Genomic DNA, 26079 nt, shown 5'->3' with positions numbered 1-26079 from the left:
AGCCCGGCCGCGACGGGCGTCCCGCCTGCCGCGGCCTTCGCTCACTCGAAATTGGGTGCCTCCCATGTCCACTGCCTTGCGTGTCGAAGGCCTGACCAAGCGGTTCGCCGGGGTCACCGCCAACGACGATGTCGACTTCGACCTGCGCCGCGGCGAGATCCATTGCCTGTTCGGCGAGAATGGTGCCGGCAAGTCGACGCTTTCGTCCTGCATCTTCGGCTTCTACCGGCCCGACAAGGGCGAGATCCTGCTGCGCGACCAGCCCGTGCAGATTGCCTCGCCGATGGACGCCATCCGTCACGGCATCGGCATGGTGCACCAGCATTTCGTGCTCGTTCCCGAATTCACCGTGCTCGAAAACATCATCGTCGGCACGCAGCGCTCGGGCTGGCGGCTGAATGCCGTCGAGGCGCGCCAGAAGCTGAGGGGCATCTGCGACGGCTACGGCATCGATCTCGACCTCGACGCCTATGTCTGGGAGCTGCCTGTCGGGCGCCAGCAATGGGTCGAGATCCTCAAGGCGCTTTACCTCGATGCGCAGATCCTGATCCTCGACGAACCCACGGCGGTGCTGACGCCGGGCGAGTCGAAGGTGCTGTTCGACATCGTCCGCAAGATGTGCGCCCGCGGCATGTCGATCATCCTGATCACCCACAAGCTGGTCGAGGTGATGCAGTCGGACCGGGTGACGGTGCTGCGCAAGGGCAGGGTGGTGGCGACGCTCGACACGCCCGCGACCACGCCCGACGAACTGGCCAGGCTGATGGTCGGCCGCGACGTCTCCTTCACGATCACCAAGCCCGAACTGGCTCCCGGCGAAACCATCCTCGCCGTTGAGGGCCTGTCGGCGCGCGGCTTCTGGGGCGATGCGGTGCTCAAGGACGTTTCGTTTTCGGTCGCACGGCACGAGATTCTCGGCATTGCCGGTGTCGCCGGCAATGGCCAGAAGGAACTGTTCGAGGTGCTCTGCGGTGTGCGCAGGCCCGCTGCCGGTTCGATCATCTTCAAGGGCGAAGAGGTTGCCGGCATGTCGCCGCGGGCGATGATGGACCGCGGCGTCGGGCACATTCCCGACGACCGGTTCCGCGAGGGACTGGTCCCAGAGTTCAGCGTCGCCGAAAATGTCGTCCTTGGTTGGCAGCGCAGCCCGAAATACTGCAACGGCCCGTTGATGGATCGCGAAGCGATCACCGGCCTGGCCCGCGAGATGATTGGCGAATACCAGATCGCCACGCGCGACGAACATGTTGCGGCCGGCAAGCTGTCGGGCGGCAACGCCCAGAAGATCATCATCGCCCGCGAGTTCCTGCATGCCTCGGGCCTGGTGCTCGCCAACCAGCCGACGCGCGGCCTCGATGTCGGCGTCATCGAATATGTGCAGACGCAACTCTTGAAGAAACGCGCCGAGGGCTTTGCCATCGTGCTCGCCTCCGAAGAGCTCAGCGATCTGTTCAGCCTCGCCGACCGCATCGCCGTGATGTTCAAGGGCGAGATCATGGGTATCGTCGACCCCAGGACGGTCACGGTCGCCGAAGTCGGCGTCATGATGGCCGGCCGCCGTGGGGAAATCGCGGCCAGCAAGGAAAGGGTTTCGGCATGATCGTCTTCGAACGCAGGATGGAGGCGAATGCGCTCTGGACGCTTTTGTCCTTCCTCATGGCCATTGTCGCCGGCCTGGCTGTATCGGCCGTCCTGATCGCCTCGACGGGCGCCAATGTGGCCGAGGTCTTCGGCGCCTTGCTGCAAGGCTCGGTCGGCTCGCCCAAGGCGCTGGCAACGACGCTGGTCAAGGCCGCGCCCCTGATCCTGACCGGACTGGCGACGGTTATCGCCTTCCGCGCCCAGATATGGAGCATCGGCCAGGAAGGGCAGGTCTTCGCCGGGGCCATGGGCGGCTATCTCGGCGCGCAATTGCTTGCCGGCCTGCCGCCGCTGCTGTTTTTCCCCGGCGTGCTTGCCTTCGGCATGGCGGCCGGCATGGGGCTCGGCTGGATCGCGGCGGTGCTGCGCAACCGCTTTGCCGTCAACGAGATCATCTCGACGGTCATGCTCAATTATCTCGTCGTCTACCTGTTGTCATGGCTGCTGCAGGGCGGCCCCTGGGGCGAGACGGGCGGCACCATTGCCTACCACCAGTCGCCGATGCTGCCGGATACGGCCTTCCTGCCGGCGCTTTTCGGCAGCAGCCGACTGCATGCCGGGGTGCTGCTACCTTTCCTCGCTGCCGCCATCTGCGCGCTGGTCATGTCGCGCACGCCTTTGGGCTATGAGATCCGCGGCCTGGGCTACAATCCCGAGGCCTTGCGCCACAAGGGCGTCGACATCGCACGCACGGTGAGCGTGATCATGATGGCGAGTGCAGCACTTGCCGCCCTTGCCGGCGCCATCGAGCTGTTTGGCGTCTCTCACCGTCTGCGCGCCGACAATCTGATTGGCCTTGGCTACGCCGGCATCATCGTCGGCATGATCGGTGGCCTGAGTCCGATCGGCACCGTCTTTGCCGGGTTGTTCTTCGGCGGCCTGGCGAGTGGTGCGGTCTATATGCGGGTGCTTGGTGACGTGCCGGCCTCGCTGGTGCCGGCCATGCAAGGCATCACCTTGTTCTTCTTCCTCTGCGCCGGCGTGCTGGCGCGTTATCGCATCGTCATGAAGGTTGCCGTCCAATGAGCCAGTTGTTCCAGGAAGCGATCATCATCAGCATCCTCGCCTCGACCATCCGCATCATGACGCCTTTGCTGTTTTCGGCGATGGGCGAACTGATCACCCAGCGTGCCGGCATCTGGAACATGGGCGTCGAGGGCACGATGCTGACAGGCGCCTTTGCCGCCTATCTGGTGGCCACGCTGACCGGTTCGTTATGGCTGGCGGTACTTGCGGCAATCGTTGCCGGCGCCTTGATGGGCATCGTCATCGCCTTCATGACCGCAACCCTGCGCGTCGACCATTTCATCGCCGGCCTCGGCCTCAACCTGCTTGCCGGTGGGCTCACGCTCTACTGGTTCCAGAGCTATATCCAGGGCCGGGCGCAGCCGATCTTTTCGGGCTTTCAGGACGTCGACATCCCGCTGCTGTCCGACATTCCCGTCATCGGCCCGGTGCTGTTTTCGCAGCGAGCTCTGACCTATGTCGCCTTGCTGGTCGTGCCGGTCGTCTGGTTCCTGCTCTATCGCAGCCGCTACGGCCTCGAATTGCGCTGCCTGGGCGAAAATCCCAAGGCCCTCGACGTCAAGGGCCTCAGCGTCTCTGTCCGGCAATATGCTGCGGTCATGCTGGGAAGTGCGATGACCGGGCTGGGCGGCGGCTTCCTCATGCTCGGCTTTTCCGACCGCTTCCTGGCCGATTTCACCGCCGGCCGTGGCTGGATCGTCATCGTAGCACTCATCGCCGGCAACTGGCGGCCGAAGGGCGTTCTGATCGCGGTGACGGCCTTTGCTTTCCTGGAGTCGCTCGCGACCCACCTGCAGGTGGTCGGCGCCCAGGTTCCGCACCAGTTGCTGCTTGCGCTGCCCTATCTCGCCTCGATCGGCCTCTTGATGGGCCTGCGCTTCCGCTCGGGCCAGCCGGCGAGGCTCGGCATTCCCTATGCCAGGGAGTAGTCGCCGGCGCATGGCTCACAGAGCCGCATCATTCGGCGCCTGTTGACGCCTCGATCGGGCTCTCTCCTCGGGATCGGCAGCGTCTGGCGAACGCACCCCGCTGTGCTGCCCGGCTTCTCCTGGCTCTGCCTGTCGGCGATGACCGAGCCCGCGCGCCGTGCTGGTCTGCGCGGGTGAGGGCGTCGAAAACCTTCACTCCCGCGCTGGCCAAACGCTAGCCCAAGTGATGTCGCCAAGGGCGACATCACTGAACGGAAGAACTGCCGTGCCTTACGCGAAAATCTCCGCAAGTTCCTTCACGTCGGTACCTTCCTTGACGTAGCGCAGCTCGACATAGCTGACGGCCACGGCGATCGAAATGATGCCCGAGAGAACGGCCGACAGCATGGCCGCCACCCCGGTGGCGACGACGGTTCCGAGCATGGGCACGATCGCCAGGGACAGAAGCCCCAGCACCAATTGCAGGACCCACAACGCCACGAACACGATGACCAGCAAGCCGAGAATGCGCCAACGATTTCCCGCGGTCAGCTCGGAACTGCGCTTCATGCTCGCGAGCACACCAAGTTGCTCTTGTACCAGCACGGGGACCGCGACAGACCACCGGACCAACAGGTAGATTCCCGGAATGAGCAGCAGCATGGAGGCGAAGCCGACGCCCAGATACACCAGGACCGACAGGCCGATGATCGGAACGATCATCGTGACTGCACGGCTGAGCGCGTCGGCGAAAGTCGCCTGTTGCCCGTTCAGGTCCTGGATTGTCGCCCGGACCAGCGCCGCCTGCAGGATCGACGCCAGCACCATGTACACGACGAAGAAAAAGACTCCGGTGAGAACGTAGGTTCCATTGAATTCAGGCGGTGCGACGGCAGCCCCTGATTCGGCGGAGGCAATTGCGGCCTCGACCCGCGACCCGATAAAATACTGATAGAGGAATGTTGGTACACCGGAAAAGATCGCGCCGAGCCCGATGCACAAACCAAGGTTTCTGCCAAGCACGTTGAACGTATCGCCGAACACCCTGCCGATGCGAAACGTCGCCGGCCGGTCGTAACTTACTGTGGTCATGTTGCCCTCTCTCCTTGCGCGGTGTGTCCCCCGCACAGCATTTTCAAGTACAGGTTGCCAATCTCCCAACGTTTCGTCCAGCGTCGCTTGCATTTTTCAGACGCTGTTGTCAGTGATTGTCACGGAACGGCGGGGTGTGAATGGAAGGCAGCGATGCAGCGCTGGACGAGGTCGCGAATGGGCTGGCGGAAGCGCACCGCCGGTTGCTGACCGACGATTCGATCCAGTTCGATCTGCCGGCCTACCAACAGCCGAAGCCTCCCGAGTGGCTGATGCCGCTGACCGATGCGCTGCGATGGCTGGCACCCTACACGATCTATATCTTCTGGACGTTCGTCATTGCGGGTGCGCTGTTCATACTTGTATCGGTGTTCCTCGAGCTCAAGGGCGTCGCCTGGCGTTTTCCCTGGCGGAAGAAGCCCGAAGCCGCCGAGCCGGAGGACAGCTGGCGGCCGGACGCTGCTGCGGCGCGCTCCTTGCTGTCGGAGGCAGACGCGCTCGCCGGGCGTGGCCAGTACGATGAGGCGGTGCACCTGTTGCTGCGCCGCAGTGTCGAGGACATTTCCGACCGCATGCCCTATTTTCTGCGCCCGTCGCTGACAGCGCGCGACATCGCAGGCGCCACGCTGCTGCCGGACATGGCCCGAGCCGCCTTCGCCGAGATTGCCCGCATCGTCGAAGCCGCGCTGTTCGCCAGACGGCCGGTCGGTGCAGAAGGCTGGCACAAGGCCCGCGAGGCCTATGCGCGCTTCGCCTTCAAGGAGGCCTGGGCATGACCAGGCAAGTTCAACTCGTTATGACCGAACAGCCGTTCAACCGGCGCACGGTGTTCTGGGGCGTCCTGGCCAGCCTGCTCGCTGCTGCCGGCTTCGTGCTTCTGTCGACCTATGCGCCTGACTTCCGCATCGGCCAGAACGGCGGGGCCTCGGCACTGTCGAAAAGCGGTACCGGTTTCGCCGGTCTGGTCGAGCTCATGACACTGCTCGGCGATGAACCGGAAACAGCGCGCAGCCTCGATGATCTCGATGCGGACGGGCTGGCCGTCGTCACCATCAACGCGCAAAGCGATCCCGACGCGCTGAAGGAAATCCTCGCTGCGCGAAGCGGGCTCGCGACGCTGTTTGTCCTGCCCAAATGGCGGACGGTTCCCTATCCGGCGCATGAAGGCTGGCAGATCCAGACAGGCAGGCTGTCACCCCACGAGGTCGACCAGTGGCTCGTCCACTTCGCGGAAGTGAAGATCGGCCGCGACAAGGTCAAGGACGAGCGTCTCAAGGTTCGCGACGGCGCCTTCGTCGCTCCGGTGCCGCCCGACCTGCAATGGGCCGCCTCCGAAAATGCAGCGATCTCGGCCGGCGGTGATCGCGCCGTGCTGATCGAAGCGAAGGACGAGCCGTTCTTTGTGCTCACCGATCCCGACATGCTCAACAATTCCGCGCTGAAGGACCCTGCGCGCGCAGCCGCGGCGATCGGCCTGATCGAGATGCTGAGGCCCAATGGCGACCCGGTGCTGTTCGATCTCACCTTGCACGGCGCCAACCGCAAGCACGACCTGATGAAGCTTTTGCTGGAGCCGCCATTCCTGGCGCTGACGTTGTCGATCCTCGCAGCCGCAGCCCTCGCTGTGGCGCATGGGCTCGGACGTTTCGGACCGGCAGAGGCAGACACGCGTGCCATTCCCTTCGGCAAGCGGGCGCTGGTCGAGACCACCGCGCGGCTGATGCGCCGCGCCGGCCGGCTCGACCGCCTGGGGCCGCGCTACGCCGGGCTCATCCGCCGGCGCGCCGCCACGCTGCTTGGCGCTCCGCATGGCCTGCGCGACGAGGCGCTGGACGACTGGATCGCCGGCCGCGACAGGGATGGCAGGGATGGTTATGCGTCGCTGTCGGATGCGGTACGCAAGTCCGGCAGCGAGGCCGAACTGATGTTGTCCGCGCGCCGGCTGCACAAATGGATCGCAAGGAGGTTCCGTGAACGTTGATGATGTGAAGGCGGCCGCCGGCCGCATCAGGGCCGAGGTCGGCAAGGCGATAACAGGGCAGGCCGACACGGTCGACCTGATGCTGACGGCGCTGTTTGCGGGCGGTCACATTCTGCTGGAAGGCCCGCCCGGAACCGCCAAGACCATGATCGCTCGCTGTTTCGCCCAGGCGCTCGGTGTCACCTATGGCCGCATCCAGTTCACCCCGGACTTGATGCCCGGCGACATCGTCGGCTCCAACATCTACAATTTCCAGACCGGCCAGTTCACACTGACGCACGGACCTATCTTCTGCGACCTGCTTCTCGCCGACGAGATCAACCGCACGCCGCCGAAAACCCAGGCCGCCCTGCTTGAAGCGATGCAGGAAAATGCCGTGACCTTCGACGGCACCACCCATTCGCTCGGCAGCAATTTCATGGTTGTCGCCACCCAGAACCCGATCGAGCACCAGGGCGTCTATCCACTGCCCGAGGCGCAGCTCGACCGTTTCCTGTTCAAACACAAGGTGTCCTATCCGAGTGCCGACGAAGAGCGCGCAATCATCGTTCATCACGGCGGCGCTGCCACGCGCAAGATCGAGGATTTCGCGATCGAGGCCCAGCTCGACGGCGACGCACTTCAGGCGGCGCTGGCGACGGTGAGCTCGGTGACGCTGGTCGACGAGGTGGTCGACTACATCGCCCGCCTGGTTCGCGCCACGCGTGCCAGCGCAGAGCTGGAAGTCGGTGCCAGCCCGCGCGCCGGCGTCATGCTGGCGCGGGCCGCCCGCGCCCGCGCAGCACTCGACGGCCGCAGCTACGTCATCCCTGACGACGTGAAGGCGCTGGCCCTGCCGACACTTCGCCATCGCGTCGTCCTGTCGCCGGCCGCACAGATCGACGGGCGCGAGGTCGAGCAGATCGTCACAGGCCTCGTCGACGGCACGGAGGCACCGCGTTGATCTACCCGACGGGCCGTTGCGTCTGGGCGGCCGTCATTGGCGTCGTCCCGGCCTTCCTGGTGGCACTGGCCCTGCCGTCGGTCTGGTATCTTGGCCTGCTGTGGGTCTGCATCCTGCTGGGGTTTCTGGCTGTCGACGCCTCGGCCGGTCCCGGCCGGGCGTCTCTGACCGCCAAGCTCCGGTCTGTTCCCCAGGTCGGCATCGGCGGCCAGTTCCCTGTCTTCGTCAGCGCTTACTTCGCCGGCAAGTGGCCGAGCCGCATCGAAGCACGGCTGGCTCATGACGAGCGCATCGTCCCGCTCGGCGAGGCGGGTGGTGCGCTGTATCCGACGCCCGAAGGCGGTGGGCTGGAACTGCGCTTTCGCGCCGTACGGCGCGGCATGGCGGGCCTCGACCTGTTGTGGCTGCGCTGGCCGGGACCGTTCGGGCTTACCTGGAAACAGGTGGTCCTGCCGATGGACAACAAGGTCGCGGTCCTGCCCAATGTCGCGGGCGTGCGTGACGACGCCATCACGCTTTTGCAGCGCGACGCGCTGGTCGACGGCAAGGAACAGCGGCGTTCCGGCCAGGGACGAGAATTTGAATCGTTGAAAGACTACCAGCCCGGCATGGGGCGGCGCATGATCGACTGGAAGCGCAGCGCCCGCCACGGCAGGCTGGTCGCACGTGAGTTCCGGATCGAGCAGAACAGCAACATCGTGCTCGCCATCGATTCCGGCCGGCTGATGTGTGAGCCGATCGACGGTGTCGCCAAGCTCGACCGCGCCGTCACCGCAGCACTTCTCACCGCCTTCGTCGCGCTGAAGGGCGGCGACATGGTCGGCCTGTTCAGCTTCGACGCCCGCCCGCGCGTCATCGGCAGTGCGGTGCGCGGCATGGCCGGTTTTGCAATGGTGCAGAAACGCGCCGCCGAGATCGACTATTCCAATGAGGAGACCAATTTTACCCTCGCGCTGACAACGCTGTCCGCCCAGCTCGACCGGCGCTCTCTGGTCGTCATTTTCACGGACTTCGTCGACCCGATCAGCGCCAAGCTGATGCTGCGAACCGTCGGCCGTATCGCTGAGCGGCATCTCGTGCTCTTCATGCTGATGAAAGACGAGGAACTGGAGACGCTGTCGGACACCGAACCAGCAAAGGGTGAGGACGTCGCGCGTTCGGTCATTGCCGGCGACCTGTTGCGCGAGCGTGATCTTGTCATTGCACGGTTGCGGCGGCTGGGCGCGCATGTGCTGGAGGCCGACCACCGCCGTCTCGGGCCCGAACTGGTGCAGCACTTTCTCGACCTCAAGCGGGAGAGCCTGCTGTGATCGCCCCGGACTCCTCGGAGGGGATCCGCCAGTCGCTCGCCGGGTTCCGCTCGGAGCGTGAGCACGACTGGAAGGCGTTCGAGGATCTGATCGCACGTGCCGAAAAGCGCTCGCCCAAAACTCTTACCGACGACGAATTGCTGTCCTTGCCGGTGCTTTACCGTTCCACCCTCTCGTCACTGTCGGTGGCCCGCGCCACCTCTCTCGACAGCGCGCTGATCGCCTATCTCGAGGCGCTTTGCCTCAGAGGGTACTTCTACCTCTACGGCGCGCGGCGGGGCCTGATCGAGCGCATCGCCGACTTCTTCGTCCATGATTGGCCCGACGCCATCCGTTCTCTCTGGCGCGAAACACTCGTATCCGTGGCGCTGATGCTGGTCGGCTTCGTCGCCGGCTTTCGGCTCGTGGCCGCCGACAAGACCTGGTACGACGCCATCATCCCTGGCGGCCTCGCCGCTGGAAGAGGCCCTGATGCAACAGCCGAGTGGCTGCGACAAGGGCTCTACGATGGCGGCGACGGTTATCTCTCCACTTTCGCCGCCTATCTCTTCACCCACAATGTCGAGGTGTCGATCCTCGCCTTCGCGCTGGGCTTCGCGCTCGCCGTGCCCACGGTCCTGCTCATCTTGATGAATGGCTGCATCCTCGGCGCGATGTTCTACGTCTTCTGGTCGAAAGGCCTGGGCTACGAATTCGGCGCCTGGCTATCGATACATGGCAGCACCGAACTCTTCGCCATATGCATCGCCGGCGCTGCCGGCATGCGCATCGGCACCCGCATCGTCTTTCCCGGCGCGTTGTCGCGCGTAAAGGCGGCCGCGACGGCCGGCCGTGTCGCGGCCAGCGCGATGGTCGGCGTCGCCATCATGCTGCTGGCTGCCGGCCTGCTCGAAGGTTTCGGCCGTCAGCTCATTACAGCTGATGGCCTGCGCTATCTCATCGGCGCCGTCTTCCTGGCTCTGTGGGGCGCCTATTTCTATCTGGTCCAGGCCGAAACCGGGCATGGGAAGTCCTGATGGCGCGGCGCGAAAGACGGCGGCATGTCGACAACAGGCGTTCACTGGTCACGCCGGAAGGCGTCGACCTCGGCGTCACGCTCGCCGACGCAGGCACACGCGCCGGCGCCTTCCTGCTCGACGCGGTCTTCATCATGTTGGCCGGTATCCTCATCACCATCATCGCAGTGTTCGGCCTGGGTGGGCTCGGCCTCGACAGAGCAGAGCCGATCGCCGTCGTCTGGATCGTGCTCGTCTTCTTCCTGCGCAACGCCTATTTCCTGGCCTTCGAGGCCGGTCGCGGCGCACGCACGCCCGGCAAGCGCATCATGGGCGTGCGGGTTGCCTCCCGCGACGGCTCGGGGTTGGCCATCGACCAGGTGATTGCGCGCAACCTGATGCGCGAGATCGAGGTTTTCCTGCCGTTATCGATGCTTTTGGCGCGCGCCGGCACCGGCGTTGCAGACACGATGACCACGGTGTTCGGTCTGGTCTGGGCACTGATCTTCGCGCTGTTCCCGCTGTTCAATCGCGACCGCATGCGCATCGGCGACCTACTCGCCGGCACCTGGGTGGTCGAGGCGCCGAAGCGGGCCCTGGCCGAGGATCTGGCCCAGAGGTCAGGTTCAAAAGAGGATGATTTCCAGTTCACGACAGCTCAACTGGACGCCTACGGCATCGCCGAGCTTCACAAGCTGGAGGAAGTCCTGCGCGGCGGCAACCAGGCGGCACAAAATACCGTTGCCAAGGCGATCATGGACAAGACCGGTTTTCAGCATCGCAATGTCAGGGCAAAGCCCTTCCTCACGGCTTATTACAGGCAATTGCGGGCACATCTCGAGCGCAAGCTGCTCCTGGGCAAGCGCCAGGTCGACAAACACGACACATGAAGCAATGCGCTGCCCAGGGTCGCGCAAAGCGGTTCAAACGGCTGGGCGCGACAGTCCTGGGCCCCGCCGAAAACGACCCAGCTGTCGGCTTGGACTTGCTCATCAGCGAGGCGGAGAGTTTTGCTCCGGCGATCTCAGAACGCGGTATTGCCGGGGTTTTCCAGCGCGTCGCTCGGCGGGCGATAGCCCTTGTTGGCGCGGATCTCGGTCGGCGTCATCGCGAAATTCTGCCTGATGTGGCGCGAGAAATGAAACGGGTTCTTGTAGCCGCATTGATAGGCGATCTCGGAAACCGACAGGCCGCTTTGCAGCAGCAGGCCCCGGCCGCGATTGGCCCGGATCTGCCAGAGATAGCGCATCGGCGTGACGCCAAGGTGCTTGCGGAACGATGAGATCAGCTGTTGCGGCGACAGGTTGGCGATGGCCGCAAGCGCGCTGACAGTGATGTCCTTGTCCATGTTTTCATCCATGTGCCGTTTCACCCTGAGGACGTGCCTGGGAACGAAGCGGTCGCGTTCGATGAGCCGCGCTTCATGGAAGAAGGCGGTGTAGAGCGCGTAACCAACGGCATTGCGCACGTCGTTGAGGCCGGTGCTCGAGGAAAAACCGAGATCGACCCCGATGCGCAGCAATGCGGCCAGCCTTTCGGTCAGTGCAACCACGGGCGAAACGCCGGCGAGCGGCGAGGGCCCGCTTGCCCAGATCTTGCCGGGCACGCCTTCGCACCATCCCACCCGGTGCAGGACGTCACGCTCCATCTCGATCAGAAACAGCCGGTCATTCCTGAAGAAGCCTGCCTGGCCGCCACTGAGCGTCGTCTTCTCGTCGTCGCAGGTGACCCTGATCAAGCCCTCATGGACGAAGATCAGGCTGACATACTGCTTCGACAACGGCCCGTAGACGCCGCCGCGGGAATAGGTCACCTCGCCAAAGGCGAAGCCGTGCTCGACGTCGACGATGGAGTCCATGGCACCACACCCTTTGTCTCATGCAGGTAAGCAGAATATGGCCGCTGCTGGATAAGTTCCATCCCGGCTTTCATCAGGGATATGCATTGCCGTTGGCGCGGTATTCTCTCCAGGCCCCGCTGGCTGCACAGTCAAGACACTCACGTCAGGAGGAGAAAGACAGTGCAGGACAAGGCTGAACTGGCAGGCAACGGCACACCGTTCCATGCCGCGACGAGTGCCGAGATGCGGACCACCTGGTGGTATCAGTGGGACAAATACATCGTCCCCGACGTCTATACGAGCATGCCGCGGGAGCTTCAGGCGATCCGCAACGCGGTAGCCATGATCGACATGTCGCCGCTGCCCAAGATGGAGCTCCGTGGCCCCGACGCGCATCGCCTCGTCGACCGGCTGATGACCCGCGACATGACGCGGCTCGCGGTCGACCACGTGATGTATGCGCCATGGTGCAACCGCGACGGGCTTCTGGTCGGCGACGGCCTGGTTTTCCGCCTCGCGGACGACTGGTTCATCGTCTCGGGTGAAACAAGCCACGCATGGTTTGCCAGTCAGGCCGGCGGCCTGCAGGTTATGATCCGCAACGCCTCCGACGACTACGGCATCCTCTCTTTGCAGGGGCCGCGCGCCTTCGACCTGATGCAGGCGGCGACCGGCCGCGACTGGTCCGGTCTCAGATTTTCGCAGATCGGACGCGCTGTCATTGCCGGCCATGACATTCTTGTTGCCCGGCAAGGCTTCACCGGCGAACTCGGCTTCGAGCTCTGGGTGCCGAGGGCAGCGGGGGCTGCGGTGTGGCGGGAGCTGCAGGCTGTCGGCCAGCCATTTGGCGTCTTGCCGGCCGGCGAATATGCTGTCGACGTCGCCCGCATCGAGGCCGGCCTGATCCTGGTCTCGGCCGATTATAACGGCGCAGGTCCCGATCCCCGCACCGCGCGCGTCGACGTCACAGACGAATTGAACATCACGCCGATCGAGGCCGGCCTCGGGCGGCTGATCGATTTCGGCAGCGATTTTGTCGGCAAGCAGGCGCTGGAGGCGGCGGCCGCATCGGACGGGGCGGGGCGGCGTTTTGTCGGCCTGCAATATGATGCCAGCGAGATCGTGACCACGGCGGCCGAAAAGAGCGCCTGTGGCACCGCTCTGTCCCGGGCCTACTGGGGCTCCATGCCAGTTTTCCACGCCGGCGAGCCGGTGGGGCGCGCCTCGAGCCTGGCCTTCAGCCCGACGCTGAAGCGGGCCATCAGCTTCGGTTTCCTGCCCGCCGGGCTGTCTTCGCCGGGCACAAGGATCGACGTCGAACTGAAGGACGACGACGGCGCCGGCATCGGGCTGGTCTCGGCCATCGTCGTGTCCTTGCCATTCATCGAAATTCGTCGGTCGAAGAGCTGACAACGGCACACCGAGATCCCGGGAGGAGAGGCACGTGAACATAGCGCACAGGCCCGTGTCGTTTGATCCGGACGACCGGCCTCTTGCCGGCCGGCCTCTCTCCTCCGGCGCATCCACGGCATCGGATGCGGTCGTGTCGAGCTTCCACATCCTGCTGCTGCCGGGTTTCTCCCAACTCTGCCTGGCATCGATGATCGAGCCGCTCAGGCTCGCCAATTCACTGTCGGGCAAGCGCCTGTTCTGCTGGCAGCTGGCGAGCCTCGACGGCCATCCGGTCGCCAGCGCCAGCGACATGTCGTTGGCGGTATCGGGCAACGTCTATGCGCAGGAGGGGACGATCACCGCATGCGGGCGCAGCGCCGTGCTGGTCTGCGCCGGCGAGGGCGTCGAGCATCACGGCACCAGCGATCTGCGCAATTTCCTGCGCCGCATCCACCGCGCCGCCGTGCCGATCTATGCCTTGGGCACCGCGACCTGGCTGCTCGCCGCTGCCAAGCTGCTCGACGGCGCTCGCTGCACCATCCATTGGGGCAAGATGGCGGCGTTGTACGAGACCTTCCATGGCCTTGCCATCGACGATGCGCTGTTCGTCCGCGATGGCGCAATCGTCACCTGTGCCGGCGAGTTCGCTGCCTTCGACCTTGCCATGGAGCTGGTGGGACAGCACTGCGACGTCGAGCTGGTGCGCGACATCTGCCAGCGTCTTGCAGCAGATCGCTGGCGCGACGGGGCAAGTGCCCAGTCGATGCTGCCCGGATTGCGCTTCGGCAGCGCCGGCAAGAAGCTGTCGCGCATCCTGCAGCTGATGCAGACAAACATCGAGGATCCACTGTCACTTCAGGACATCGCCCGAGAGGTTTCGTTGTCGCGACGCCAGATCGAACGTCTGTTCTTGCGGCATTTGTCGACCACGCCACGCCAGCATTATCTCACGCTCAAGCTCCGCCGCGCCCGGCAGCTCATCGAAATGACCGAAATGTCGGTAACCGCCATCGCCATCGCCTGCGGCTTCACCTCCGCCTCCCATTTCTCCAAAAGCTTCAAGGACCATTTTGGCGTCCTGCCGAGCGTGCTGCGCGCACGGTGAGGTTTGTGGGGCAGGGCGAGGGCGGCGCGCTGGGCGTGGGGCAGGGCAGCCAGGCCTTTGATCTTGCTAGGAAATTCGTCTTGCCAAGGCGCCACAATTTGTGTATCACTTGAGTGCCCAGATTTGCGGGCGACGCCAAAGACGTGGTTGGAGAGGCAAAGTTTGCCTGAGGCTAAAGCGCGCCGGCACGTCAGGACTGCGCCGGCGCGGTGTCGGCGCGAATTGCCCTGGAATTTCACGCTTTGGACAATGAAGCGAAGTTGTCGCGGACATAGGCAGCGGTTCGTAGTGCCAGCGCTGAGATAGTCGGGGTCGGGTTCACGGTTCCGCCCGTTGTCAGGACACTTCCGTCAACTATGAAAAGATTGGGCACCTCCCAACTTTGGGCCCAGCCGTTCACCACAGAGTTTTCCGGGTCCTTGCCCATCCGGCAAGTGCCCAGCATGTGCCACGCAGGTGTTCGGTATACACCATCCTCGTCACGGTAGTCCTGGAGGCGGTATTCGACGGCGCCACATGCCTGTGCAAGGTCTTTCAGCCGGTCAAGCATGTAGTTCATCATACGCTTGTCGTTTTCACCTGGAGCATACCGCACCTTTGCCCCAGGCATTCCGTCTGAATCTGTTCGGACGGTGTCAAGCGTCACGCGGTTCTCTGGATTGGGAAGATCATCGCCAATGGCAAACACGCCGATCGAGTGGCCGAAATGGTTTTCGAACCATTGATGATGGCCGGCGCCCCAAGGCGCGCGGGCCGAGGAGAACCATCCGGCCGCCAACTCGCCCGCGGATGGGGTGGAGCTTACACAGTTGAGATTGAAGCCATTCACGAAACCGCGCGATATGTCGGTTTCCGCAAACTCGCGAGAGATAAGAGAGGCGGCAAAGCCGATATGGCCGTCGACGGGGCCGTTGACCCACATTTCGGAGGCGACAAGCGTGTGGTGCAGCAGGTTGCGGCCGACCTGGTCGTTGCCATTGGCCAGGTTGTCGGAGGCCAATAGAAGTCGAGGCGTCCCTATGCCGTTCGCTGCGAGGATGACAATTCGTGCCTTCTGAAACAAGACCTGTCCAGTCTTGCGATCGACATACTGCACGCCGGTGGCGCGGCCATCGGGACCTTTCTCGACCTTGAGAACGCGGGCGTGGGTTCGCAATTCGCACCCGGCGCGGATCGCCTTGGGCCATATCGATGTCGCAAACTCATTCATCGAACCGCGAGGACAGCCGTTGCATACGCCGCAGTTGTTGCAGCCGGGGCGGCCGTCATAGTCTTCGGAGATGACCGAGGCCTCCACCGGCCACCAGTGCCAGTCGAGTTCGTCAAAGCCTGCCGAGAGCCGCCGCGCCACCTCAGACACAGGCAATGGCCGTGTCGGGCAGCTCTCGCGTGGCGGCATTGCCCTGTCGCCTGCCAGTCCCGAGACGCCTATGATCTTGTCGGCAAGTTCATAATAAGGCGAGATGTCGTCATAGGAGATAGGCCAGTCGGGCTGCAATCCGTGCTCGGTGCCCTTGCGAAAGTCCGACGGACGATACCGGGGCCATAGGCCGCCATAAACATTGGTGGACCCTCCCACGGCATTCCACATCAGGATCTGTGACGAGTCGGAATCGACAGGAAAATCATCAGGATGTTCGCGCCTGTTGACGTCAGGGTTCCAGCCGGTGCGTCTTTGCCAGGACCAATCCGCGAGGTGATGTGGCCGGTCGGCATCATTCACCCACGAGCCTTGTTCGAGGCACACCACATCCAGTCCAGCCTGCGCGAGCACCAGCGCTGCCAGAGACCCGGTCGCCCCGGCGCCGACAATCAGGATGTCACAAATACGCTGCCCGCTCATCGTTCCAGCCCCCACTTTGTGGTCTTCACTGTGTCGAGGTCGAGCGACGAAAGGTCGAGCGGCATAACCTCTTCGGTCCGCAAGTAGGACCCACGACCGTGGCGCGGCGTATCGCGTTCGAGGTCAAAGACAGGCATGGCATAACCGCCTTCATGGGAAGATGCGGAGTAGGGGCGTCCACTGGCCCCGATCGCCTCGATAACGGCTGGCATCTCGTAATAGGCGAGCACAGTCGCAGTGCAGATTTGTTCGAACAGAGCCGGTTGCGTCTCGGAAAATCTTTGCACAATCGCCGTACGGTCGGTCGAGGCTGTGCCGGGAAAACCGTCCGGGCTGCGATCGAGCGACGTGGAAAGCTGCTCAAGGATGGGCGATGGCCGCCCGCCAAACAAGCGCAGCACGACCACATCGTGCACCCCTACCTCTGAGGCTGACGGCCATCGCGTGTCGCCCGGAATAAGTTCATCAACCAAGTGCTTGAGCATGTTTTCCTCGACATAGGGGTGAAGTAGCTACGGTCGTTTCAAGATGGACGATGCGTTGCCGTCCCCAGGTGCATGCGGCTGTTGTTCCTTCAGCGCCGCGATCAGCAGGCGAAAGCGCTCACATGATTAGTTGGGCTGCCTTTTCGGCGATCATGACGGCGGCGGCATGGGTGTTGCCTGAGACGATTGTCGGCATGATCGAGCAATCGGCGATGCGCAGCCCGTTGATGCCGCGAACGCGCAATTGTGGATCGACCACAGCCATGTCGTCATTGCCCATGCGCGCCGTACCAACCGGGTGGAATATGGTCGTGGCGATGTCGCCTGCGGCGCGCGCGAGGTCCTCGGGCGCCTGGATATGGACCCCAGGCTTGAACTCCTCGGGACGGAACGAGCTCATGCGCTGTGTTTCCATCAGCCGCCGCGCGATGGTTATCGACGAGGCTGCGACCTCGCGGTCGCTGTCGGTGGAAAGGTAGTTGGGCGCGATTTCCGGATGATCATCTGCCCTGGCCGAGACGATGCGCACATGACCACGCGATTCCGGCCTGAGATTGCAAACCGAAACGGTGATTGCCGGAAAGTCATGCAGTGGCTGGCCGAAGGTGTCGAGTGACAGCGGCTGGACGTGGAATTCGATGTTCGGTGTCTCAAAACGCGCGTTGGACTTCATGAAGATGCCGAGTTGGCTCGGGGCCATGGACATCGGCCCGGAGCGCTTGAGTGCGTATTCGAGCGCGATCATCGCTTTTCCGGCCAGACTTGCCTGGCGCTCGTTGAGCGTGTCCGCGCCCGAAATCTTGAACGCCGTCCTGATCTGCAGGTGGTCCTGCAGGTTCTCGCCGATGCCGGGCAAGTTGTGCACCACCTCTATGCCGTGACGCTGGAGAAGTGGGGCTGGCCCGACGCCCGACAGTTGCAGCAGCTGTGGCGTGCCGATCGCACCGGCGCAAAGTATCAGTTCGCCCTGCACCTTGACGTGGACAGGCTTGCCGCCGACGCGCAGGTCGATCCCTGACACCCTGCGGCCGGAGAAGACGATGCGCTCGGCCTGCGCATGGGTAAGTATCGTGAGGTTCTTACGATGCCGCACCGGCCTGATGAAGGCGCGCACGGCATTGAAACGGAAGCCGGATTTCTGGTTCACCTCGAAGTAGGACGAGCCGAAATTGTCGCCGGTATTGAAATCGTCGACCTGGGGCACGCCGAGTTCTTCCGCCGCTTCGCGCACCGCGTCGAGGATCGGCCAGCTCAGGCGCTGGCGTTCCACCCTGAGTTCGCCGTTCTGCCCGTGAAACGGGCCGGCAAGGCCGTGGTGGTCTTCCGATTTCTGAAACAGCGGCAGCACGTCGTCCCAGCCCCAGCCGGGATTGCCGAGCTGTCGCCAGTGGTCGTAGTCGGCGGCCTGGCCACGCATGTAGATCATCCCGTTGATCGACGAGCAGCCGCCCATCACCTTGCCGCGCGGATAGGCCAGCGAGCGGCCGTTCAGCCCTGGTTCCGACACCGTCCGATAGCCCCAGTCGGTGCGCGGGTTGCCCATGCAATAGAGGTAGCCAACCGGGATGTGGATCCAGTGATAATTGTCCGAACCGCCGGCCTCGAGCAGCAGCACACGCTTGCCCGGATCGGCGCTCAGCCGGTTTGCAAGAGTGCAACCGGCCGAGCCAGCCCCGACGATGACATAGTCGTAGCTGCCGATGTCAGTACGCATGGTCATCCGGCGGACGCTTTCAGACGACATGTTCCGCGGCAACGCCCCGGAGATCCATCTCGTATTCGAGATCCACGACGGGCGGGTTGTTGTAGTGCCAGGTCAGGCCGGCGCGGGCAGCGCCACGCTTGACGATTTCGTCGGCCAGGAAGGGGTACAGATTGTGCACGGTGTAGACCTGGACTGCGGTGGCGTTTTCCCAGCCGAAGCCCAGCGTGCTGGCGCGACGCTCCATCTCCTCCAGCACGAATTGCGCCTTGGTGCGCAAGCCTTCGGGGGACAGATCGCCACGGCTGACGATATGGTCGCGATAGGCGGCATGGCCCTCGGGAACTTCGGCGGAACCTGAAATGACGAAGGACGGGGTGGCGTCGGTGGTCGGCACCGTGAACGAGAATGCATAGATCGACGGCACCTGTGGCGGCGCGATCTGCGGACAGACATTGCTGCGCGCAACGGGATTGTTACCTGTCTCAAGCAGGCCCCACGCCTTCAGCGTCTGCGTGTAGCGGCTGTTGAAGGCGACAAATCCCTCTTCGGAAAAGGGCGCCGGCGAGCGCAGCTCGCATGCGGCGAATGCTGCAAGCGGCCGGCCCGCAGCAGTGATGATCTTTTCGATCTGCGCAAATCCCTCCGCCAGCGGCAGGGGGTGGGCAAAGCGCACCCGCTCGAGGCGAAACCCCGGCAGTGCGGACACGCCGCCCGAATATTGCGAGACGCCCTTGATGAACCGGTAGCCGCCAGACGCAAACTCAATCACTTCGCCCATAAGGTCTCTCCTGGAAATGAACTGCCAGGATGGCCTTGTCGCCACCTGGACTGGGATAAACGAACGTGCCCCTCGCCAAGCGCCACCCGAGCCGCCATGGCAGCGGTGCTGACGCGTATTGCCGCTAGGCGCTTGGCATGATTTCTCGCGCAATCTGGTTGCGCAGCAGGCCGACACTTTCGATGTCGACCTCGACCAGATCGCCGGCCTTCATGAAGAGCGGCGGAACGCGCGCGAAGCCGACACCGCCTGGCGTGCCGGTCACGATCACATCGCCGGCGGCGAGTGGGGTAATGCGTGAGATATAGGCAATCAGCTGAGCGACGGAGTGGATCATCTGACTGGTGCGCGCCGCCTGGACGGTTTCGCCGTTCAAGCGGCAGCTGATCGCAAGGTCCTGCGGATCCGGGATCTCGTCCGATGTGACCAGGAACGGCCCGAATGCGCCCGTTGCCGGGAAGTTCTTGCCCGGCAAGAACTGTGACGTGTGGACCTGCCAATCACGAACCGAACCATCGTTGTAGCAGGAGTAGCCGGCGACATGATCCAGCGCGGTGTCCGCCTGGATGTTGCGGCCGCTTTTGCCGATGACGACGGCGAGCTCCGCCTCGAAGTCGAACTGGGTGGAAACCGACGGCATCAGCATCGGCTCGCCATGGGCGCATTGGGAGTCGGCGAAGCGGGCAAACAACGTCGGATGCTGCGTCGGCGCATGGCGCGTTTCGACCATGTGGTCATGATAGTTCAGCCCGACACAGATGATCTTTCCCGGGTTGGGGATCGGTGCTTGCAGTTCAATGCCGGCGAGCGGTAGCTCGGAGCTGCGGCGGACAGCCTGTCTGCAGATGTCGAGGAAGTCATCTGCGGCGAGAAGACTTGCAAGCGTTGGAAAGCGGTCGCCAAGGACGCTGCCGATATCGATGACGCGGTCGTCGACCACGACGCCATATCCGGCCTGGCCATTGTGGAGATAGCTACAAAGTCGCATCGTTCCTCACTGCGATTGGCTGTGCTTGGGCCCGGGACTCGGGTTCCCGTTCACGGCGGACGCAATGTCGGCCGTGTTGGATTGTCGGTATTGCGAACCGGATGGACGGCGTCCGCCCGGCCTGTTTTCAGCTGATGTCGAACGTGATCGTCTTGACGTCGGTGACTTCGCGCAGCGTGTGCTTGCCGCCGAGCCGGCCGAGGCCACTGGCCTTGCCCGAGGCGCCGCCGAACGGCAGGTGCAGCTCCCAGTAACAGCTCGCGCTGTTGATATTGACGAGGCCCGAACGCAGCTTCTCGCCGAAAGAAAAGGCGCGGCTGAGATCGCGAGTGAACACACTGGCGGCAAGCCCGTGCGATGACGCATTGGCCGTGTCGAGCAGGTCGGCGTCGTCAGCGCAGACCACAAGAGGCGCTACGGGCCCAAAGGTCTCGGATGTGTTGAGCAGCGCATTTCGGTCGACGCGTCCCATGACCGTTGGCTGGTACAACAGGCCCGCTCCCTTTTTTCCGCCGGTGAGCAGGTCTGCGCCGCGGGACAATCCCTCCGCCACATGTTGTTCGATCTTGGTCAGCACCTGGGCATTGTTCAGCGGCCCCATGGTCGTGTCGGCGAGCAGGGGATCACCGAGGCGGATCGTCTCCGCGATGCCTGCGATGCGGGCGGCAAGCGCGTCGTGGTTCTTTTCGGTGACGAGGATTCGCCCGGTGGCGGCGCAGACCTGGCCGGCATTGAAGAAGCAGCCGAAGGCCGCTGCCTGTGCCGCGCGATCGAGGTCTGCGTCATCGAGCACGACGACGGGTCCGTTGCCGCCGAGTTCCAGCAGCATCGGCTTGCCGGCGCCACGCTTGGCGATGGCGTTTCCAGTCTGCGGGCTGCCGGTAAAGCCGATCCCATGCGTGCCGGGGTTCGAGACGATTTCGTCGCCGACAACCGCGCCTGGGCCCATGACAAGGTTTACCGCGCCATCCGGAAGGCCAGCTTCGGCGATGCATTCCATCAGCTTGACGGCACAAAGCGACGTCGTCGGGGCAGGCACCCACACCACCGCATTGCCCGACGCAAGGCAGGGCGCGAGGTACTCGACCGGAATGTTGATCGGGAAATTCCAGGGCGTCACGATCGCGTAGACGCCACGTGCCTGGCGGAAGCTGATGGCCCGCTTGCCGGGTGTCTCGACCGGGATGAATTCGCCTTCGAGCCATTTGATCAGCTCGCCAGCCTCCCTGAAGCCGGTGGCGGCGGCGTCGATCTCGCCATAGGCCTCCGAGACCAGCGGCTTGCCCTGTTCGCGTGCAAGCGTCAGCGCCAGTTCATCGCGGCGCTTGTCAATCACATCGGCGACACGGTTGCAGAGGCGCGACCGATCCCACGCCGACATGTCCGATAGCGCTTTGTAGCCGGCTTCCGCCGCCTTGATCGCATCTTGGGCATCGCTGCGGTCACCCTCGGCAAGGGTTGCCAGGAGTTTGCCGTCGAAAGGGGACCGGGCTTCGAATGTCTTGCCGCTATGAGAGGGCATCCACTTGCCCGCTATGAAATGCTGCGCCTGAACCACGCTGTGTTCCATCGTCATTGTTCCGCTCGGGCTCTTACTGGGGTTGCATTGGGTGGCTGGCGCCCGCCGGGTCGATCTGGCGACCCTTCACGATGAGGCGGTCGCACACCAATCTTCTGGAAACGTCGAGACCTTCGCCGGCCGCGTCCCTGAAGGTCCAGGGTTCGTCCCGCCATTTCAGAACGGCGACATTGGCTTCGTCGCCGACGGCGATACGGCCGAGATCTGGACGGCGGATCACTTTCGCAGGATTGGCGCTGCCGGCAGCCAGAGCCGTCGTCTGGTCAACGCCAAGCGCAATCATCTTGTTGATCGTCGTCAGGAGGTCGTAGGCGGGGCCGTTGACCGAAAGCGAATGGATGTCCGAGCTGATCAGGTCGGGCACGAAGCCTTCGCCCAGCATCTCGCGGCAGACACGAAAAGAAAAGCCGCCCATGCCGTGACCGATATCGAAATGCACGCCGTTCTCGCGTGCCCGCCATACCGACTCGCGGACATGGCCGTTTTCGGTCGCGGCATTCGGATCCGGCCGGCAGCAATGCGTGATGATGTCACCGGGACGCAGTCGCTGCAGGACCTGCTCGATGGAGGGAGGGTCAAGGTCGACGTGGCACATGACGGGCAGCTTCAGGCGCTCGGCCACCTCAAGCGCGACCTCAAGGGCGGCGCCACCGTTTTCACCGGACGCTTTCCGGCCGGCCCGCACCTTGATGCCGACGATTTGCTCCGGGTAGGTCTGCGCGGCTTCGATACAGCTTTCGGCATCGACGAGGCGCATGTCGCAGCATTCACCGACCATCACGCGCTTGGAGAAGCCGAAAATCCCCGGAAACGAGACGTTGAGGAAGGCAAAGGCATGGAAAGGCAGGGGCTCGAAGATGAAGGTTTTCAGGCCTTCGAAGTTTCCTGCTCCAGCCGAACCGGCGTCAACAAAGGTTCCGGTGGCGGATCGATGCGCAACCAGTTCGGGCCGCACGCCCAGGGAAGTGGCGCCCCAATAGATATGCGTATGGATGTCGGTCAGCGCCGGCAAAACGATCATGTCTCGCGCATCGACGACATCATCGCCCTGGCGCGACAATCCTGTGCCGATGGCGGTTATGCGGCCGTCGGCGATGGCAACATCGGCAATTGCAGCTGGCGCGTCGCCGAAGGCCAGGACATGGCCGCCTTGAAGAATTGTCCGTTGTGCCATTGGCGAGCTCGTCTCCGGTAATGGCCCGCGAAGCACCTGATGTTGGCTCGGGCCGTGCAAGATGGACTGGTAGTCTGCACACCAAAAAATCACATACTGACTGGTCAGTCAATATTGACAATGACACAATTTTTAGTCCAGATGGCTGCGTCATTCGACATCTGCAGCACCATTTGGGAGGTACTTATGGGCAAGAAGTTTTTGGCCGCATTGATTGTCAGTACGGCTACTGCGGCAGCATTGCTGCACTCCGGCAGCGCTTGGGCCAAGGATACGGTTCGGGTCCGGGTTGCGGAATACAGCACAAAGACCGGCCCGTTTTTCCAGGGGCTGGCAGAAAAGTTCAATGCTGCGAACCCTGACATCGAGGTTCAGGTCGAGCACCTGCCATGGCCGGAAATGCAGCAGCAGCTGGTGAGCGACATTTCAGCTGGAACCGCGCCTGATATCTCGCATATGGCGACGCGCTGGATGGCGGGATTCGCCAAGGATGGCGCGCTTGCCCCGATCGAAGGGCTGATGTCGCCCGGCTTCGCCGACAGCTTCGTGCCCACTTATCTCGATCTTCAGAAGCAGGGCGACCATACGTGGGGACTGCCGATCGCGGCATCGGCACGCGGCCTGTTCTACAACAAGAAGCTGTTCGAACAGGCGGGAATCGTCAATCCGCCGGCGACCTGGGATGAGGCGTTCGAGGCAGCCAAGAAGATCGACGCCCTGGGCGACGGCGTCTACGGCATCGGCGTCCAGGGCCGGGATCTGGATACCGAAGGCTATTGGTTCTACAGCCTCTGGACCCACGGCGGCAGCATTTTGGGGGCGGACGGCAAGAGCGGGTTCGCCTCGCCTGAAGCTGTGACGGCGACCAACAACTATCTGCGCATGATCAAGGCTGATGTCACCCAGCCGGGCGTTACCGGCTCCAGCCGCGAAGATCTGCAGAACCTCTTCGCTGCTGGAAAGATGGGCATGGTGCTGTCTGGCCCCTGGTTCAATGCGCAGCTCGCCGAGCAGGGCAAGGGTGTCGAATACGGTATCAGCCGGATCCCGGTCGCCACGACCGAGGCGACCTATGGCGTCACCGACACCATCGCCGTGCTTGAATCCTCGAAGGTGAAGCCGCAGGCGATGAAGTTCCTCGAATTTATCTTCAACAAGGAAAACAGGCTTGAGTTCGGTAAGCTCGAAGGTTTCGTGCCGGTGCTGAAGGCGGAATCGACCGAGCCGTTCTTCACCGAGAACCCGAAGATGTCGGTGTTCCTGGAAATGGGGCCGACGGCAAAGTTCGCACCGCTGTTCCCGCGCTGGGAAGAGATGGCGGATGGCCTCAAGACCGAACTGTCGCGAATCTACTCCGGCGAAGTTTCGGCGGAGGAGGGCCTCAAGCAGGCAGCCGCGAAGATGGACGCGATTCTTGCCGAAGAAGAATAAGTCCTGAAATCGTCGCCTCCGCGCGATCCCGTTCCAATCTGGTGGCGTGAAGACCACGCCACCACTCTTCCTCAAAGGTAAAGCGTGTATGCCGGGAATTGAAAATGCCGCTCCCAGGCTGGCCGTAGGCACGGGCCGGTTGAGCAAGGCGGGGCTACCGGGGCCGGCCTTTGCGCTGTTCCTGATTGCGCCTTGTCTGCTGCTTTCGGTCGCCGTGATCGGCTATCCGATATTCGACGTGATCCGCATGTCGCTGTTTGACGTGAGCCGTACCGGTGTTGTCCGCGATTTTTCTGGCCTCGCCAATTTTGCCAAGGCGTTCGCCGACCCGGTTTTTCTGCAGGCCGCACGCCAGACAGTGATCTGGACGGTTTGCGTGGTCGGCGGAACACTGGTGGTTTCAGTGCCGATTGCCTTGATCCTCAATGAGGATTTCTACGGCCGGACAATCGCCCGGACGATCGTGCTTTTGCCATGGGCGATCTCGCTTGCGATGACGGCGGTGGTCTGGCGCTATGTGGTGAACGGTGATTTCGGCACGCTCAACATGACGCTGGCAGCACTTGGTCTGCCATTCGAGAATTATCCATGGCTGGCCGATGCCAGGATGGCGTTCCTCATCGAGATACTGGTCGGTATCCTGGTGTCTGTACCATTCACCGTGACGATCCTTCTCGGGGGACTGACGTCCATCCCGGAGTCCCTGTACGAGGCGTCCGCCATAGATGGAGCAGCACCCGCCAGGAGCTTCTATTACATCACGCTGCCGTTGCTGTGGCCGTTCATGCAGATCGCGCTGGTGCTCAACGTCATCTATGTTTTCAACTCTTTCCCGATCATCTGGATCATGACCAATGGCGGCCCCGCCAACCGGACCGACATTCTGATCACCTACGTCTACAAACAGGCTTTTGCGTTCGGCAAGCTGGGCAACGCAGCAGCTGGCTCGATGGTCATGTTTGCAATCCTTTTGGTCTTTGCCCTCGTCTATCTGTTTCTGACAAAGTCGCAGGGAGCGCGCAACGATGACTAAGGCGAAGAAAAGCCTCCTGTGCTGGGCGCTTCTGTCGCCCTTCCTCCTTGTCGTTCTGTTTCCCTACGCAACGATGCTGTCGACGTCGTTGAAGCAGAAGGACGAGATATTCACCTTCAATCGGACCTGGCTGCCGCGTGAGCTCTATCTCGGCAATTTTGCCGAACTCCTCTTCGAGAAGGGATTTGGACGGGCGCTGGCAAATTCGCTGGCGATCAGCATCGGGGCGACAGTTTTGTCGCTCGCCGTGGCCATACCTGCCGCCTACGCGCTCACCCGGATGAGGGTGCCTGCCAAAGGCGCCCTAACCAACTACCTGCTCATCACCCAGATGATCTCACCGATCGTCTTGATTGTTGGCCTGTTTCGAATGTTTGCCTATTTCGGCCTGGTCAACGGCCTGCTGTCGGTCATCATCGCGCACAGTGCCTTCTTCATGGCCTTTGCCGTGTGGATGCTGCAAAGCTATTTCGCGACAATTCCAAAGGATCTCGAAGAGGCGGCCTGGATTGACGGCGCCGGCCGCTTCAGTGCCTTCGTTCGCGTCTTCTTGCCGTTATGCCTTCCCGGGATCGTCGTCACGGCCATCTTCACCTTCGTCAATTCCTGGAACGAATACGCGATGTCGCTGACGCTGTTGCGCCATGTCAGCCAGCAGACTGCACCCGTTCAGATCGCCTTCCTGACAGGCACACTCTACCAAATTGAATGGCATCTCATCATGGCCGCGACGCTGCTTGCGTCGGTGCCAGTCGCAATCGTCTTTGCATCCATCCAGCGCTATCTCATCGGGGGAATGGCGCTTGGTGGGGTCAAGTAGGAGGAGCTGA

The 26079-nt window shown here is 63.0% G+C and carries 23 protein-coding genes; 14 read left to right on the top strand and 9 right to left on the bottom strand.

Annotated elements, in window-relative coordinates:
• Positions 1-64: 64 nt before the first annotated feature.
• The 3 genes from SLT36_RS19355 to SLT36_RS19345 are packed head-to-tail and all read left to right on the top strand — an operon-like array spanning position 65 to position 3596.
• On the top strand, positions 65-1600 hold the full coding sequence (locus SLT36_RS19355) for an ABC transporter ATP-binding protein (RefSeq protein WP_432283979.1): 1536 nt from the start codon (positions 65-67) through the stop codon (positions 1598-1600).
• Complete coding sequence (locus tag SLT36_RS19350; RefSeq protein ID WP_432283978.1) at positions 1597-2667, top strand: ABC transporter permease; 1071 nt, start codon at positions 1597-1599, stop codon at positions 2665-2667. Before SLT36_RS19355 ends, SLT36_RS19350 begins: the two co-directional genes overlap by 4 nt.
• Complete coding sequence (locus SLT36_RS19345) at positions 2664-3596, top strand: ABC transporter permease (RefSeq protein WP_432283977.1); 933 nt, start codon at positions 2664-2666, stop codon at positions 3594-3596. The genes SLT36_RS19350 and SLT36_RS19345 overlap by 4 nt, the downstream gene beginning before the upstream one ends.
• Positions 3597-3866: 270 nt before the next feature.
• Here the strand turns inward: SLT36_RS19345 and SLT36_RS19340 are convergent, their stop codons facing one another.
• The gene (locus tag SLT36_RS19340; RefSeq protein WP_432283976.1) at positions 3867-4667 is read right to left on the bottom strand and encodes a hypothetical protein; all 801 of its coding nucleotides are present in this window, start codon (positions 4665-4667) and stop codon (positions 3867-3869) included.
• 140 nt (positions 4668-4807) lie between these two features.
• Here SLT36_RS19340 and SLT36_RS19335 point away from each other — a divergent pair, with 140 nt between their 5' ends.
• Genes SLT36_RS19335 through SLT36_RS19310 form a run of 6 tightly spaced genes read left to right on the top strand, consistent with a single transcriptional unit; the run spans position 4808 to position 10786 of the window.
• A complete protein-coding gene (locus SLT36_RS19335) occupies positions 4808-5443 on the top strand; it encodes a DUF4129 domain-containing protein (RefSeq protein WP_432283975.1) in 636 nt (211 codons plus the stop codon).
• Positions 5440-6648: a DUF4350 domain-containing protein gene (locus SLT36_RS19330; protein ID WP_432283974.1), complete on the top strand. Its 1209-nt coding sequence runs from the start codon at positions 5440-5442 to the stop codon at positions 6646-6648. The genes SLT36_RS19335 and SLT36_RS19330 overlap by 4 nt, the downstream gene beginning before the upstream one ends.
• A complete protein-coding gene (locus SLT36_RS19325) occupies positions 6638-7591 on the top strand; it encodes an AAA family ATPase (RefSeq protein ID WP_432283973.1) in 954 nt (317 codons plus the stop codon). The genes SLT36_RS19330 and SLT36_RS19325 overlap by 11 nt, the downstream gene beginning before the upstream one ends.
• Positions 7588-8901 carry a DUF58 domain-containing protein gene (locus tag SLT36_RS19320; protein WP_432283971.1) on the top strand — a complete coding sequence of 438 codons (1314 nt, stop codon included), beginning with the start codon at positions 7588-7590 and terminating at the stop codon, positions 8899-8901. Before SLT36_RS19325 ends, SLT36_RS19320 begins: the two co-directional genes overlap by 4 nt.
• Positions 8898-9917, top strand: a complete 1020-nt coding sequence (locus tag SLT36_RS19315; RefSeq protein ID WP_432283970.1) for a stage II sporulation protein M — start codon at positions 8898-8900, stop codon at positions 9915-9917. Before SLT36_RS19320 ends, SLT36_RS19315 begins: the two co-directional genes overlap by 4 nt.
• Positions 9917-10786, top strand: coding sequence for an RDD family protein (locus SLT36_RS19310; RefSeq protein ID WP_432283969.1), 870 nt, complete (start codon positions 9917-9919; stop codon positions 10784-10786). Before SLT36_RS19315 ends, SLT36_RS19310 begins: the two co-directional genes overlap by 1 nt.
• A gap of 134 nt (positions 10787-10920) precedes the next feature.
• On the opposite strand, the gene SLT36_RS19305 is transcribed toward SLT36_RS19310, so the two are convergent.
• Positions 10921-11754, bottom strand: coding sequence for a helix-turn-helix domain-containing protein (locus tag SLT36_RS19305; RefSeq protein ID WP_432283968.1), 834 nt, complete (start codon positions 11752-11754; stop codon positions 10921-10923).
• Between the two features lie 162 nt (positions 11755-11916).
• Here SLT36_RS19305 and SLT36_RS19300 point away from each other — a divergent pair, with 162 nt between their 5' ends.
• On the top strand, positions 11917-13146 hold the full coding sequence (locus SLT36_RS19300; protein WP_432283967.1) for an aminomethyltransferase family protein: 1230 nt from the start codon (positions 11917-11919) through the stop codon (positions 13144-13146).
• Positions 13147-13180: 34 nt separating this feature from the next.
• Positions 13181-14233 carry a GlxA family transcriptional regulator gene (locus SLT36_RS19295; protein ID WP_432283966.1) on the top strand — a complete coding sequence of 351 codons (1053 nt, stop codon included), beginning with the start codon at positions 13181-13183 and terminating at the stop codon, positions 14231-14233.
• A 235-nt stretch (positions 14234-14468) separates the two neighbouring features.
• Here the strand turns inward: SLT36_RS19295 and SLT36_RS19290 are convergent, their stop codons facing one another.
• The 7 genes from SLT36_RS19290 to SLT36_RS19260 form a co-directional block, all read right to left on the bottom strand.
• Entirely contained in the window at positions 14469-16076 is a 1608-nt protein-coding gene (locus SLT36_RS19290) for a GMC family oxidoreductase (protein ID WP_432283965.1), read from the bottom strand.
• Positions 16073-16561, bottom strand: a complete 489-nt coding sequence (locus tag SLT36_RS19285) for a hypothetical protein (protein ID WP_432283964.1) — start codon at positions 16559-16561, stop codon at positions 16073-16075. The genes SLT36_RS19290 and SLT36_RS19285 overlap by 4 nt, the downstream gene beginning before the upstream one ends.
• 118 nt (positions 16562-16679) lie before the next feature.
• Positions 16680-18281 (bottom strand): GMC family oxidoreductase, encoded by a 1602-nt coding sequence (locus SLT36_RS19280; RefSeq protein WP_432283963.1) that lies wholly within the window; start codon positions 18279-18281, stop codon positions 16680-16682.
• Between the two features lie 13 nt (positions 18282-18294).
• A complete protein-coding gene (cnbZ, locus tag SLT36_RS19275) occupies positions 18295-19044 on the bottom strand; it encodes a 2-amino-5-chloromuconate deaminase CnbZ (protein ID WP_432283962.1) in 750 nt (249 codons plus the stop codon).
• A gap of 124 nt (positions 19045-19168) precedes the next feature.
• Positions 19169-20032, bottom strand: a complete 864-nt coding sequence (locus SLT36_RS19270; RefSeq protein WP_432283961.1) for a fumarylacetoacetate hydrolase family protein — start codon at positions 20030-20032, stop codon at positions 19169-19171.
• A gap of 127 nt (positions 20033-20159) precedes the next feature.
• Entirely contained in the window at positions 20160-21608 is a 1449-nt protein-coding gene (locus tag SLT36_RS19265) for an aldehyde dehydrogenase family protein (protein ID WP_432283960.1), read from the bottom strand.
• 16 nt (positions 21609-21624) lie between these two features.
• Positions 21625-22785 carry an amidohydrolase family protein gene (locus tag SLT36_RS19260; RefSeq protein ID WP_432283959.1) on the bottom strand — a complete coding sequence of 387 codons (1161 nt, stop codon included), beginning with the start codon at positions 22783-22785 and terminating at the stop codon, positions 21625-21627.
• Between the two features lie 186 nt (positions 22786-22971).
• Between SLT36_RS19260 and SLT36_RS19255 the strand changes: the two genes are divergently transcribed.
• The 3 genes from SLT36_RS19255 to SLT36_RS19245 are packed head-to-tail and all read left to right on the top strand — an operon-like array spanning position 22972 to position 26069.
• The gene (locus tag SLT36_RS19255) at positions 22972-24216 is read left to right on the top strand and encodes an ABC transporter substrate-binding protein (RefSeq protein ID WP_432283958.1); all 1245 of its coding nucleotides are present in this window, start codon (positions 22972-22974) and stop codon (positions 24214-24216) included.
• Between the two features lie 46 nt (positions 24217-24262).
• Entirely contained in the window at positions 24263-25249 is a 987-nt protein-coding gene (locus tag SLT36_RS19250; RefSeq protein WP_432283957.1) for a carbohydrate ABC transporter permease, read from the top strand.
• The gene (locus SLT36_RS19245) at positions 25242-26069 is read left to right on the top strand and encodes a carbohydrate ABC transporter permease (RefSeq protein ID WP_432283956.1); all 828 of its coding nucleotides are present in this window, start codon (positions 25242-25244) and stop codon (positions 26067-26069) included. The genes SLT36_RS19250 and SLT36_RS19245 overlap by 8 nt, the downstream gene beginning before the upstream one ends.
• Positions 26070-26079: the final 10 nt, after the last annotated feature.

It is taken from the genome of Aminobacter sp. BA135 (assembly GCF_050859125.1).
Lineage (GTDB): Bacteria > Pseudomonadota > Alphaproteobacteria > Rhizobiales > Rhizobiaceae > Aminobacter > Aminobacter ciceronei.
This window is presented reverse-complemented; position numbering and strand designations above follow the sequence as displayed.